Raw genomic sequence first — 13,760 nt, 5'->3', positions numbered from 1 at the left:
TCATTTAAACTTTGTTGTTTACCAGCACTCCTACACTGCTGCCAACATCTTCCTGCAAGGTTTTAATCCGTTCCGCAAGCTTTAACACTTCATCGGACGGGATCTGCCGGATGACATCACCAGACTCAGAATCTTTAACAGTAACCACTGAACGATTAGTATTTTCGTCAACGGAAAATGCCAGGTTTCGATTCTGAACCTGTAGGAATGCTTCTACCTCACGCGCAGCAACTTCGATGTCTTGCTGAGCCTGACCCTCTCTGCTTACTATATCGGCAGCATCGGTCACACCTTGAGCATTTCGGGAAGAATTACGCTCTTCCTGTTGCTTCTCAGTTGCTGACGCATCCTGGTTTGCAGGGGCAGGTGTTTGCACACGTTGAGACTGCACTTCTGTAAGGTTTGAAGCAGCAAAATTTTGGCCAACTTGTAAATTTGCAATTTCCACGTTTACCTCCATTCTCAAACGGCCCGGACGGGAAACAGAACTCCCTGTTTCCCCCTAGCCTTTCAAGTACGGCTCTCTACTATTATCCTAGCAGAGACAGAGCTGTTTGTGGACGCTGATTAGCCTGACTCAGCACAGAAACAGACGCCTGCTGGATGATCTGATTACGGGTCAGTTCTGCAGTTTCAGACGCAAAGTCAGTATCACGGATACGTGAACGTGCAGTTGACAGGTTTTCAGAAATACTGCTCAGGTTACGAATAGTAGACTGGAAGCGGTTTTGCAATGCACCCAGGTCTGCCCGTGCAGCACCGATAGTAGAAATGGCGTTATCAATGGCCGTTAAGGCGGATGTTGCGCCATCTACAGTAGCAATTGACAATGTACCAACGCCCAGACCGGAAGCACCGTAACCGCCACTGCGTGACAGGTTAACACTGATAGTCTGACCAGCATTTGCACCTACCAGGAACGCGGCAGAATAACCGCCTTTCAGCAGGTCAACACCACCAAACTGAGTGTCGGTAGAAATACGGGAAATCTCAGTTTGCAGTGCCGCCACTTCTTTTTGCAGCGCCGCACGGTCAGAAGAGCTGTTAATACCGTTTTGAGACTGAACAGCAAGCTGACGGATACGCTGTAAACTGGTTGTTACCTCAGCTAACGCACCTTCAGTAGTCTGCGTTAATGAGATAGCATCGTTAGCGTTACGTACGGCCTGGTTTAAGCCCTGAACCTGCGTAGTCAGACGATCGGAAATTTGCAGACCTGCTGCGTCATCAGCAGCACTGTTAATGCGGAAACCTGACGACAGTCTTTCAAAAGATGTGCTTAGCTTATTGCCTACATCGAACAACTGACGCTGTGCGTTGAGAGCAGAAGCATTTGTATTTACGTATAAAGACATTTGAATACCTCCTGGGGATCCGTTGCATACAATGCTACAATCAAATCCTTCCTGTTCAGATTCTCCGGGTCACTACTCCCATTGAATCCCCTCTTAGCGAACACATTCGGTGAATCGCATCAAAGTAATTAAATTACCCCTCAGCTATAGGTATCGGCGACTTCTTGAGGATCTTTAGCTTTTTTTCGAAAAAAATTTAAAATAATCTCAAGCTATTGATTCATATCGATTTTATATGATTAAAAACAGCTAAAAAGTAGTTTTAGAGGAGTGTTGATAAAGATATTTAGTTTGCGAACGGGCAAAAATGTGCAAAATAGAAAAGTATAACTGGCACAACTTGTGTATCTGAGAAAATACATAACTGATGCAAACGCCAACAATTTGACAATTAGTTGGCACAGGAAATGCTTAGATTAGAATGAAGATTTCTGGTATGAAAATAATGCCGGAGTATTCATCATCGACGTTTGATGAAAAGTTTCGCTCTTAAACAGAGAAGCAAATTACGGTGTTCCGGTACATCATATAAAAAAGGCCGGAACAGATGTTCCGGCCAATTTGCTCACGTTAGGAGATAGAGCAAACTTTTAAAATGTTTCCAGTCGGCTGGCAGGAAAATTAGTAGAATTAACTGGCCTCTCAACCAACACTTCTACCTCTCAGTCCTGTTAGCCGGCGTTTTCTTGCTACGGCCCCCACCCGGGGGCCGTTTTTCATGGGCTGGCCTCTCATTTCCTACCCCCATTTTTTACCCTTTATAATTACGCAGGGTATAGCGCTCTATTTATTATTAACCTCCGAGCAGAGATAACGCTGCCTGCGGACGCTGGTTTGCCTGTGACAGTATAGTTGTACTTGCCTGTTGCAGGATCTGATTGCGGGTAAGCTCTGCCGTTTCGGTGGCAAAATCTGTATCACGTATGCGGGATCTTGCCGCTGATACGTTTTCCGAGATGTTGCTCAGGTTGCGGATAGTTGACTGAAAACGGTTCTGTATCGCACCGAGATCTGCCCGTTTAGCATCAATATTGGAGATAGCCGCATCCACCGCTGTCAAAGTCACCGAAGCGTTAGACTCAGTAAGCACGTTAAGCTGGCTATTACCATTGGTCAGTCCCGAGAAGCCATAACCACCGGCACGAGAAATATTCACACCAATTGTTTGCCCGGCGTTCGCCCCTACCAGGAAGGCTGAAGAAAAACCGCCCGTCAAAATATCCACACCGGCAAACTGGGTAGTTTGTGCGATACGGGAAATTTCAAACTTAAGCGCAGATACTTCTTTTTGCAGTGCCAGCCGGTCCGCAGAACTGTTAATACCGTTCTGGGATTGAATAGCCAGTACACGAATACGCTGTAGTGCGTTGGTAATTTCCTGCATCGCACCTTCAGCGGTTTGAGCAAGTGAAATACCGTCGTTTGCGTTACGAACTGCCTGATCAAGACCCATGATTTGTGACGTCATACGGTCAGAGATTTGCAGACCTGCAGCATCGTCGCGGGCACTGTTGATACGGAAACCGGAAGACAAGCGTTCGAACGCAGTTGTCAGTGAATTTCCAGTGTTAAACAATTGTCGTTGTGCATTCAAAGATGACACGTTGGTGTTTACATACAGACTCATGGGTCTCTCCTAACAATTTAAGTAAGTGTTGTATTTATCTTTTTTATCAACACGGTTTTTTAAAATCTGGCACAGCGTATGCTAGATAAGCTATGTCAGTGATAATTCTCTGACACTTCTGGGTCACTCCCGGGAGTTGAGCGTCACGCTCTGCTGACAGGCAGGTATGTTGTTCCAGACCTCATACCTCTCACTACCTCCTGGCTTCATTCCTGCCGGTCGGCCCCATCAACTAGTAAGCACTCACTATCACTATTAAACCAAACTTTCCCTGACCTTTATTCTTCTTATTTTTTGAGGAAAATTGTCTGGTCTGATGATAGCCGGCAATGTTCGGTTGTTTTGCCGGAGTAAGCGGGCTTGTCAAAATATTGCCGCTTACCTGTCATCTCCTAACGATTTTTGTTGCCGGATATATTGCTTTTATTCTTTCCCGGCGGTGACAAATATTGTTTTTATTCGTGTCACTTTATTGTTTTTCTGAAGGTAGCCGGATGATTATTATTTTTGTTCCGTGCCCCTTTGCTTTATGTATCGTACGGGGACGAAATTTCCTTTAGCCTTTTTTTAAAAAAAGCAGAGAAAAGAGATATGATTTTTTGAGGATGATTGATTTTTAAGGAAAAAAATGGCCGGACAAATTGTCCGGCCAACCGCTCTTCGTTAGGAGAGAATGAGCGTATTCTCACGCAAAGGGCCTTACGAGTCACTACCTCCCGGCTTCATTCCCATGCGTTTTCAGCTATACGGGTGATTAACCCAGTAACTGTAAGGCTGCCTGAGGACGCTGATTAGCCTGTGACAATACTGTAGTACTTGCCTGCTGGATAATCTGGTTACGGGTCAGGTCAGCGGTTTCTGAAGCGAAGTCAGTATCACGGATGCGTGAACGTGCTGCCGATACGTTTTCTGAAATGCTGCTCAGGTTACGGATAGTAGACTGGAAACGGTTTTGCAACGCACCTAAGTCGGCACGTACACCACCAATCGCAGAGATTGCGCTGTCTACGGCGTCCAGCACGCTTGATGCGCCGGCAACTGTAGCAACTGTAGCATCGCTCATGCCCAGGCCACCGGCACTGAAGCCGTCAATACCCGCCAGATTGGCAGCAGAAAGGTTTACAGAGATAGTCTGACCGGCATTTGCACCAACCAGGAACTGCGCTGAGAAACCACCGGTTAAGATATCAACACCGTTGAACTGAGAGTCCGTAGAAATACGGGTGATCTCTGTTTTCAGTGCAGACACTTCTTTTTGCAGCGCCAGACGGTCAGCAGAACTGTTGATACCGTTCTGAGACTGAACCGCAAGCTGGCGGATACGCTGAAGCGCAGTTGTAGTCTCATCTAACGCACCTTCTGCTGTCTGTGACAGAGAAATCGCGTCATTGGCATTACGGACGGCCTGGTTCAGGCCCTGAATTTGGGTAGTCATACGGTCTGTGATTTGCAGACCAGCGGCATCGTCTTTTGCACTGTTAATCCGGAAACCAGATGACAGACGCTCAAAAGAGGTGCTCAGGGAATTACCAACATCAAATAATTGACGCTGTGCGTTTAATGCAGACGCATTTGTATTAACGTACAAAGACATAAGTCTCTCCTACACTCTCAGTCCAGCAGGGCTGGCTGCCGGAACAACCGGCGATTACAAATTAGTAGTCACCAAAACCTGAGGGGTAATTGATGAACTGGCTCTCTCAGTAGTGTTATCGACATGGGGGGATTTCCCTTTAATAAAAAAATACAAAAATTGCCGTAGAGCGGCAGACATTTGCCGCCTATACTCAGTTAACACTTTGGTTTTATAACTATTTTCTATGCCCGAAAAAATTTTAAAAATTGATCGTCTTTGCCGCATATCCAGCCCGTATGCCCATTCCGCCTTTACCGGGCTGATAGCAAATGGTGAAACATTTCTTTGCTGTTACCGCCAGGCACTGACCCATGTCAGTGACGATGGCAGGATTGAAGTGACGTCGGTGACCGGTGACGGACAGGTGACAAACAGGCAGAGATTGTCATTACCGGGTTACGATTTGCGGGATCCTAAACTTTCCCGCGATGATAACGGGCGATTATGGTTAATTGCATTTGCCCGTCCGGTGACTCAGGCGACACGGGGAAACCGTTTTCAGATGGTGAGCTGGTTTTCCGGCTCCGGAAAAAGCTGGTCCTCTCCCCGTTTCTTTGGTGAACAACACTGGTGGTTATGGCGGATTACATGGCAAAACAACAAAGCGCTGGGTCTTGCTTACCATGGCGGCCCTCAGCAACTGACGTTATTTACCGGTCATCCCGGCAAAAATATGCAGCGTCATCCGATCCCGGCGATGTCTCTGGCAAGAGATAAGTTGGGCTACCCTAATGAAAGTGACATGCACATAAGCAGTGACGGTGTGATTACCGCACTGGTCAGACGCGATGCAGACAGTTTTACCGCGCAGTTAGGCACAAGCAAACCACCGTATAACCGCTGGTACTGGCGGGATTTAAAAACCTATATTGGCGGACCTGCCATGGTAATGTTGACGGAGGGATATGCACTGGTAGCCGGAAGACAGTGGACGGGCAAAGAACTGGTCACACAAATCTGGTTGCTGGATTTGGCGAAGGCTTCACTGGTGCCCTGCCTCACTTTACCGTCCGGTGGAGATAACAGCTATCCCGGCCTTGTGATTCAGGATGACACACTGTTTGTCAGCTATTACTCAGGCCATACCGACGATGAAACCCGCGTGTATTTCGCACGGGTTTCAGGCGTGAATAAGTTAAGAGATATAATTAAACAGGGAAAGGTTTGAAACTTTCGGGAATGTTGCCAGGGCTGCGCTCAGCGCAGCTTCCTGTTTAGCAAACTCAGTTGACGCTTCTGCATAATCAGTTTCTTCAATCTGTGCACGGGCATCTTTTGCGGTGATTTCCAAATCCAGATTAGTTTCATATATTGATTCCGCCACGTTCATCCGGCCTCCCAGCGAAGAACGCTCGAGATTAATACGTTCCATGCCGTTGTCCAGACCCACCAGCGCGTCGCCAAGGGCATCAGTTAACGCATCGCCGCTTAACGAATCATTAATCAGCTGATTGGCGATATCATTCAGCGTTTCCGCAACGTTTTTTTTCACCGGCGTATCCAGAGAGAAATTCACCGTGTCTCCGGTCGTTCCGTCAAGGGTAAATGCCATCCCTTTAATGGTAAACGGCTCTCCGGACGTGAAATCTACTGTACCTTCCACGGCACCGGTAGCGGTATTCGTCAATTGCACCTGTCCGGTACCCAGTACTGTCAGTTGGTAATTATTATTTGCCGCTGTCACCGGGTCATAATTTTTTTCGTAAAACTGATCAAACGTGCCCTGCTCTCCCACCTTCGCCGTTTGCACGGTGGCGCCGGAAGAACCGGTTACGGTGAAATCAAAACGACTGAGCACATTTTCAAACACTTCCTGTCCGGACGTACTGCGCTGCACCGTGACACTGTCTGAAAGCTTCACTGATGTCGCGCCCGAATCGCCGGTATAGAAAATAGCATTACCGGTGGCAGCGGGATTGAAGGTAAAAGCCTGCTGCTGCGACTGATAGCCGGCGAAAATATAATTGCCGGCAGCATCCTGCGTGTTCATCAAATCGAACACCTCATTACGGATTTGTTCCAGTTCCACGCCGATTGCCCGTTTATCTTCGTCGGTCATGATACCGGAGCCCGCCTGCACGACAAGAGTCCGGGCACGGTTCAGCGAATCATTAATATTGGTCAGTACTGCTTCCTGTTGTTCCAGGGCATTGGTCAGCAAGTCGTTATTACGCTGATACTGGGTAAGCTTATCCAGTTGTTCGGTGATACGGATAACCTTTGCAGCTCCCACAGGATCGTCACTGGGACGATTCAGTTTTTTCCCCGTCGCCAGCGCTTCCTGAGTATCTGCCAGGCCTTTCTGGTTATCCATGATGGCGCGGATATTTTGATCGTAAATCTGATTAGTTGAAATACGCATAAGCTACATTACCTCGCTGCCGATAAAATCGTATCGAACAACTCCTGAGCCGTGGTGAGAATGCGGGCTGCCGCAGCGTAGGATTGCTGATAGCGAACCAGATTTGCCGCTTCTTCGTCGAGACTCACGCCGGATGTGGAATCAAACCAGTTTTCCGACTGCACTTTCATCGCCTCAGCGGCATCCAGAGAAATTTGTGCCGTAGCAGATTTCTCACCAACCCGTCCAACCAGCGACGAATAAGCATCATGAAAAGTACGCTGTTTATTCGAACTGTCACTGCTTAATTGTACCAGGCTTTCACGCTGTAACGCCGCCATTTCTTCGGCGTTAGTATTGTCAGCAATCCCGTCAGTATTATAGGTCAGATTAAAAGAATCTCCCGCAACAGGAATGCCGCTCAGGCTGACATCGTAACCGGGATAATCATCCAGCGCACTGAACGCGGCCGGCCATGCCGGCCCTGAGCCATTCGCTTCCGCCTGTGCCAGCAAATTGTCGAAACTGGTCACACCGGATACATTGGTTATGACGTTACCTGCATCGTCCAGCACCTGAAAATCACTGGCAGAGGTAAATACGATTTGCGCCGGTGCACCGACAGTACCACCCGGTGCGGCTGCCGCACTGTGTATACCGCCGGCGCCGTCAAAGGCTGACGCCTCAGCACCTAAAGCAGCATCAACTGTAGTATTACTTATGGACACTTTACTGACCGTGGCATCACCAAGGTTAGATAAGCTGGCTTCTGCCCGCAGTGGAGCTGCAAAGGCGAGATCTTCCGGCCGGTCCGTTGCCAGCGTGAGATCGGATGCCGCATATTTTGATGGCTGGATCAAAAATTCATTATCAACGCTGTAGCCCGCAGCAGCCTGAAACTCGACCTCAATGCCACCCGGCAATTCGTTGAAACCGGTTCCGACTGAGATCCCGGCAAATACCACATCAGCGCCGGAAGCGTCTTTCTTCGGCGTACCGTCACCATTTAACAGCTCAACCGTCACTGAAGTGGGCAAACCCGCGCCGTTTACCGCATCAACGGTAATTTTATAATCTGCGTCGGTAAGCTGATTACCCTGCCCTGCCGTTACCTGTGCCCGTACTGGTAAGTTATCCGGTGTTCCGCTGAACGGTAAACCGGTAAACTCCGGCATGGAAAAAATATCACCGCCAAGCTGCAAGTCTAAATCCATACCAAGACGGTTTTGCTGGTTCACTGCATCAGCCATCGCCAGCGCCATCTGACCAATATCCCGTTGTGCCGGTCCGAGAATTTCATCGCGAAAACGGAATAAGCCACCCAGCGAACCGCCAAGATCTTTTTCATTCACGTTGATAGCAGTATTCTGCTTATTAGCGAAATTGGTAGTGAGTTGCAGCTCTTTGAAAGTCAGATCAGCATCATTGCCCAGCTCGAACAGATTAAAACTGCCATCTTCCAGTACCAGCGACTCTCCGGATGATAAATTCACCACCACTGAGCCATACTGGTTTTCACGCACTTCCACTGACATCAGTTCAGCCAGTTCGTTGATCGCCTTGTCACGTTCGTTGAGCAATGCTCCGGGTTCTTCACCACTGCCACCTCTGGCTGTCAGAACGGCGGTATTTAATTCACCGATACTGGCAATCAAACTGTTCGCCCGTTCAATCTGGCTGGTGAATTCCAGGTTCAGCTCTTCTTCTTTCGCTTCCATGAAGTCAGATAACGTGCTCATGCGGGACAACAATCCGGAAGCCTTACCCAGCACCGCTTCCCGTGAAGCAAGGTTAGTCGGATCATCAGACGCTGTTTGTATGGCAGCAAAAAACTGACTCAGACCGTCAGCAATGGAGTTGGCTTCACTGGCCAGCAGGTTATCCAGCGAGTTAGTTTTCTCCACGAAAGTTTCCAGCTCACCGACAGAGGTAATATCACGGCGTAACTGGTTTTGCGCAAAAATGCTGATAACCCGTTCCGTTGTGCCTTTACCCACACCACCTAAAATTGTACTTTCAAATACCGTGCGCTCGCGGACGTAGCCTTCCGTGTTTACGTTAGCTATGTTATTCGACGTTGTATTCAGCAATTGAGTGCTGGCACTTACCCCGCTGTTGGCGATATTAAAAAGGTCGGTGCGGATCATGATGTGACACTCCGTAACAGAACATCATAAGGTTGAGCAGGTCCGGTATTCATGGCTGATATCCCTGTACTGCATCACTGCGGTAAACAGCCATCACTTTACTGGCGTATTGCGGATCGGTGGCGTAACCGGCCTGTTGTAATTCATTAAAGTATTGCGATGCATCTGCACCGTTTGCCACAGCCTGCTGATAACGGGGTTGAGTACGGATAAAATCAACGTAATCGGCCAGTCCGGATTCCAGAGAATCATACTGACGAAAGGCTGCTTTGCGCCGTTCGGGTACACCATTACTGAATTCCAGGGTATCAACTACAGCCTGCTCACCCTGCCACTGGTTGTTGGCTTTGATACCAAACAAATTGTGCGTGCTGTTGCCGTGCTTATCGTGAATAACATACTGGCCCCAGCCGGTCTCAACGGCAGCCTGGGCGATAATGGCTCTGGCATCCGTACCCAGTGCTTCTGCGGCTTTTTCTGCGTACGGATAGAGGGTTTCTACAAAGTCCTGCTGGTCACTGAACATTGCGGCCTTGTAGGCGGATTGTGAACCGGCAGACGCGGAGTTCAGCATGGTTGCCTGAGCACGGCTTACTGCCTCTGCCCTTTCACGATTGATTGACGACAGGTTGCCGTCGGAGCGCAGGGTACTTGCCGGACGGTAGTCAGGGTCCTGCTGACCAAGTTGCTTCACAATTAAATCAGCCAGGCCGAGCCCGCCATTACTGGATAAGTCCACGGCCAGTTGTTGATCGTGCATATCACGGTAGAACTTAACCTGTTCAGAGTTAAACGGGCTGTCCTCATCAGCAAGGGCATCCTGGGCCTTGCGCATCGACTTCAGCATCATTTGCACAAAAATCGCTTCAAACTGCTGTGCCGCTTCCTGCAACACTTCACCGTTACCACTTGCCATGGCTTCACGCAGGTTATTAAGCCCGCTGATATCACTGGCATTACGGGCCATTTCTAACTGGCTTTGGGAAGTGTTCTGCAGATTCATCAGATAATCACCAGTTCACCACGAAGCGCACCGGCCTGACGCAGGGCTTCAAGGATTGCCATCAAATCGCCCGGGGCGGCACCCACTTCGTTCACGGCACGTACGAGCTGGTCAAGTGTTACGCCGGGCTCAAACTTGAACATACGGCTGTCTGCCAGATCCACATCCACAATAGACTGGGTCGTCACTACGGTGTTACCGTCTGCAAGGGCATTCGGCTGAGACACCTGTTGGTTCTCGGCAATCGTCACCGTTAATCCGCCGTGGGTGATAGCTGCAGGCAGCAGTACTACATCCTGGCCGATAACAATGGTGCCGGTACGGCTGTTAATAACCACCCGCGCCGGAGCGTCAGCAGGTTCGAAATCAAAATTCTCCACCGTCGCCAGAAAACCTACCCGCTGACCCACATCACGGGGGGCGGTAACACGGACAGATGCAGCATCAATAGGTGTGGCAATGGTATAGCCCTGATCCGGTTGCGCACCAAGACGTTCATTAATGGTATCGGCAAGCCGCTTTGCAGTAGAAAAATCCGGATAGTGCAGATTCAGTGTTAAGGTGTCGCCGTTGGCAAAACCGGAAGGAACAGTCTGCTCAACAAACGCACCGTTCGGGATGCGGCCAACAGTAGGTGTATTCACCACTATGCGTGATCCGTCTCCGCCCTGGGCACCGAAACCACTTACTACCAGGCTGCCCTGAGCAACGGCGTACACTTTTCCGTCAACCCCTTTTAAGAAGGTTTGCAACAATGTGCCGCCTTGCAGGCTGCTTGCTTCGCCAACAGACGACACAGTCACATCGATAGACTGACCGGGCTTGATGAATGGCGGCAGTTCAGCATGTACGGCAACTGCTGCCACGTTCTTAATTTTTGGCTTGGTATTCGGGTCCAGACTGATACCGAAGTTGCTGAGCATGGTGCGGAAGCTCTGTTCAGTAAACGGACTTTGTTCACCGGTCCCAGGCAAACCCACAACCAGTCCGTAACCCACCAGCTGGTTGCTTCGCACACCCTGAATACTGGCCACGTCTTTAATACGTTGTGCATCAGCAAGAGGCGCTGTAAATATCACAGCAGTTACAAGGAGAAATCTTAAAATTGTCATAAGTTGCTCCTAGAAAGGCCACACGTCGGAAGAGAAAAAGCGGGTAAGCCAGCCCTTTTCCTGTGCCCGTGCAAAGCTGCCTGTACCACTGTACTGAATGCGGGCATTGGCAATCTTTGTCGACACAATTTCGTTCTCAGGACTGATGTCCGCAGGACGGATAATGCCGGTCAGACGGATATATTCATCCCCCTGATTCAGCGTCAGCCATTTTTCTCCCCGGATCACCAGATTCTGGTTTGGCATCACATCAACCACGGTAACCGAGATAGCACCTGACAGGCTGTTGCTCTGGTTCGCCTGAGCATTACCGGTAAAATCATTCGACGAATTCAGTCCGAACTGAATGGACTGGCTTCCAAGATTAATGGTATCGCCACCCAGGCCGGTTATTGGTTGCACATCCACGCCGGTGCTTTTCGCTGTTGTGGTATCAGCCGTTTTGGACGCCGCGGTATTTTCACTCAGCGTAACGGTAATGATGTCGCCCACCCGGCGTGCGGTCACATCAGAATACAAACTGTTTGCCATGTACGGGCGGAACAGCGCCCCGTCCTCAGTGATCTGTTCCCGGGGAATATCGGGGATCACCGGAGCAAACGCAGGATCATTCGCCTGGACCGGTGGCTGCGGGGTACTGTTACATCCCGCCAGCATTACACTGATTGCGATAAAGCCAAAAATTCGCATGACATCACCTGTTAAAGCTGCTGAATCACCTGACCAAGCATCTGGTCAACAGAAGAAATTACTTTTGAGTTCATCTCATATAAACGCTGACTTTCAATCAGGTTTACCAGTTCTTCCGTGACGTTTACGTTGGAGGTTTCCAGCGTGCCCTGAGAAATCGTACCCAACCCCTGCAAACCCGGCACGCCCTGAATCGGCGCTCCACTGGATGCGGTTTCCACAAACAGGTTTTGTCCGGTAGGTTGTAAGCCGGTGGGGTTTACAAAATCAGACACGTTCAGCTGGCCCAGCACCTGAGGTTCAGCCTGACCACGTACGGAGGCAGAAATCTCACCATCCTGAGAAATAGTAATTTGCTGGGCATCTTCAGGTACTGCAATTTCCGGCTGTAACAGGAAACCGGCACCTGAGGTCACAATCTGGCCCTGATCGTTTAATGTAAACTGACCATTACGGGTATAAGCAATAGTGCCGTCAGGCTGCAGAATTTCAAAATATCCGCGGCCCTGAATAGACATATCCAGTGCATTTTCGGTAGTCAGCATATTGCCCTGAGTATGAGCTTTTTGCGTAGCGACCACTTTTGAACCGGAGCCCAGCATCAGGCCTGAAGGCAACTCAGTATCGGCCGACGAACGTCCGCCCGGCTGGTTGATATTCTGATACAGCAGATCTTCAAAGATCGCGCGATCTTTCTTGAAGCCTACGGTTGAGGCGTTTGCCAGGTTATTGGATACCACGGCAACGTCGGTTTGTGCGGCGTCTAGCCCAGTTTTACTAATCCATAACGCAGGATGCATATCGACCTCCTGACCACCGGCAACAGCATGTGGTCGTTAGTTAAAAATTAAATTATGCGAAGCAATTGATTACCACGTGTAGATAGCTCGTCAGCCTGTTTCATCAGCTTGACCTGCATCTCATAATGGCGCTGCAGGCTGATCATATTGACCATCTCATCAACCGCATTCACATTGGAACTTTCCAGCATGCCTGTTCTGACCATGACATTTGCGTCGGCATCGACTGCCGCGCCGTCTTTGGTTCTGAACAGACCGTCATACCCTTTTTCAAGGTTATTCAAATCAGGGTTAACCAACTTTAACCGGCCCACCTCTTCCGACACATTTTCCGGTGCGCCAACAGGACGGGTGGAAATGGTGCCGTCCATTGCAATATTCAGATTATCCAGAGGCACAGGCAGATAGATTGGCCCGTTGTCACCCATCACAATGTTGCCATGCATGTCTGTGAGCATACCGTCAGCACCAAGCTGAAAGCTGCCGTCACGGCTGTAAGCTTCCTGTCCGTCGGCGCCCTGAACGGAAAACCAGCCGTCTCCCTGAATAGCAACATCCAGGTCGCGGTTGGTCTGCACCATTGCACCGGACTCATAGTTATTAGACGGGCTTTCAGTCATGGAAAATACGCGGGTCGGCAACCCTTCGCCGTATGCCGGCATAGCTCTGGCCTGTTCAAGCTGTGCACGGAAACCTGTGGTTTGCGCATTAGCCAGATTATTGGCGCGCACTCCGGTAGCCAGCAGGTCTTGCTTGGCACCGCTTGCAGCAATATAGAGTAATTTATCCATGACTGACTTTTGACGTTTTAATGAACCTTACAGTGACAACTGCAATTCAAATGCCAAAAGTAAATTGACGTAAAGATGGGAAAGTTTGACGGTCTGCTGACAAAGTTTCCTGGCCTGACAACACGGGCGGAGGGTAAATTTCAGCGTGCAGAATGTGAGTGAACGCCCCGCTGCGGAAATAAAACAGGCCGGAAAACCGGCCTGCCTGAATGTCATACCACTGACGTATTAACGGATATTCAGAATTGTCTGGTTCAG

General features: G+C 49.4%; 13 protein-coding genes. 1 reads left to right on the top strand and 12 read right to left on the bottom strand.

The window, feature by feature from the left end; translation table 11 throughout:
- Positions 1–4: 4 nt before the first annotated feature.
- The 4 genes from ACXAH4_RS19960 to ACXAH4_RS19945 all read right to left on the bottom strand — a co-directional run bounded on the left by ACXAH4_RS19960 (position 5) and on the right by ACXAH4_RS19945 (position 4,576).
- Complete coding sequence (locus ACXAH4_RS19960) at positions 5–448, bottom strand: flagellar protein FlaG (protein ID WP_474844633.1); 444 nt, start codon at positions 446–448, stop codon at positions 5–7.
- 82 nt (positions 449–530) lie between these two features.
- On the bottom strand, positions 531–1,355 hold the full coding sequence (locus ACXAH4_RS19955; protein ID WP_349585016.1) for a flagellin N-terminal helical domain-containing protein: 825 nt from the start codon (positions 1,353–1,355) through the stop codon (positions 531–533).
- Positions 1,356–2,148: 793 nt separating this feature from the next.
- A complete protein-coding gene (locus ACXAH4_RS19950; protein WP_474844632.1) occupies positions 2,149–2,982 on the bottom strand; it encodes a flagellin N-terminal helical domain-containing protein in 834 nt (277 codons plus the stop codon).
- A gap of 754 nt (positions 2,983–3,736) precedes the next feature.
- Positions 3,737–4,576 carry a flagellin N-terminal helical domain-containing protein gene (locus tag ACXAH4_RS19945; RefSeq protein ID WP_474844631.1) on the bottom strand — a complete coding sequence of 280 codons (840 nt, stop codon included), beginning with the start codon at positions 4,574–4,576 and terminating at the stop codon, positions 3,737–3,739.
- Positions 4,577–4,802: 226 nt separating this feature from the next.
- Here ACXAH4_RS19945 and ACXAH4_RS19940 point away from each other — a divergent pair, with 226 nt between their 5' ends.
- Positions 4,803–5,786 carry a hypothetical protein gene (locus ACXAH4_RS19940; RefSeq protein WP_474851015.1) on the top strand — a complete coding sequence of 328 codons (984 nt, stop codon included), beginning with the start codon at positions 4,803–4,805 and terminating at the stop codon, positions 5,784–5,786.
- Here ACXAH4_RS19940 and flgL read toward each other — a convergent pair.
- From flgL to ACXAH4_RS19900, 8 genes are all read right to left on the bottom strand, one after another.
- Positions 5,754–6,980 (bottom strand): flagellar hook-associated protein FlgL, encoded by a 1,227-nt coding sequence (gene flgL, locus ACXAH4_RS19935; RefSeq protein WP_474883159.1) that lies wholly within the window; start codon positions 6,978–6,980, stop codon positions 5,754–5,756. The two genes, ACXAH4_RS19940 and flgL, sit on opposite strands and share 33 nt — an antisense overlap.
- Before the next feature lie 8 nt (positions 6,981–6,988).
- Positions 6,989–9,106 (bottom strand): flagellar hook-associated protein FlgK, encoded by a 2,118-nt coding sequence (gene flgK, locus ACXAH4_RS19930; RefSeq protein WP_474851013.1) that lies wholly within the window; start codon positions 9,104–9,106, stop codon positions 6,989–6,991.
- 49 nt (positions 9,107–9,155) lie between these two features.
- Positions 9,156–10,109 (bottom strand): flagellar assembly peptidoglycan hydrolase FlgJ, encoded by a 954-nt coding sequence (gene flgJ, locus ACXAH4_RS19925; RefSeq protein WP_474851011.1) that lies wholly within the window; start codon positions 10,107–10,109, stop codon positions 9,156–9,158.
- Positions 10,109–11,221, bottom strand: coding sequence for a flagellar basal body P-ring protein FlgI (locus ACXAH4_RS19920; protein WP_474844626.1), 1,113 nt, complete (start codon positions 11,219–11,221; stop codon positions 10,109–10,111). The genes flgJ and ACXAH4_RS19920 overlap by 1 nt, the downstream gene beginning before the upstream one ends.
- 9 nt (positions 11,222–11,230) lie before the next feature.
- Positions 11,231–11,911, bottom strand: a complete 681-nt coding sequence (flgH, locus tag ACXAH4_RS19915) for a flagellar basal body L-ring protein FlgH (protein ID WP_474844625.1) — start codon at positions 11,909–11,911, stop codon at positions 11,231–11,233.
- Between the two features lie 11 nt (positions 11,912–11,922).
- Positions 11,923–12,711, bottom strand: coding sequence for a flagellar basal-body rod protein FlgG (gene flgG, locus ACXAH4_RS19910; protein ID WP_119500519.1), 789 nt, complete (start codon positions 12,709–12,711; stop codon positions 11,923–11,925).
- Between the two features lie 47 nt (positions 12,712–12,758).
- Positions 12,759–13,502, bottom strand: a complete 744-nt coding sequence (flgF, locus tag ACXAH4_RS19905) for a flagellar basal-body rod protein FlgF (protein ID WP_474844624.1) — start codon at positions 13,500–13,502, stop codon at positions 12,759–12,761.
- A 46-nt stretch (positions 13,503–13,548) separates the two neighbouring features.
- Positions 13,549–13,760, bottom strand: a 212-nt coding sequence (locus tag ACXAH4_RS19900) for a hypothetical protein (RefSeq protein WP_474883158.1), incomplete at its 5' end; no start/stop codon positions are given.

This window comes from Alteromonas sp. ABV2_168, assembly GCF_056161165.1.
This window is presented reverse-complemented; position numbering and strand designations above follow the sequence as displayed.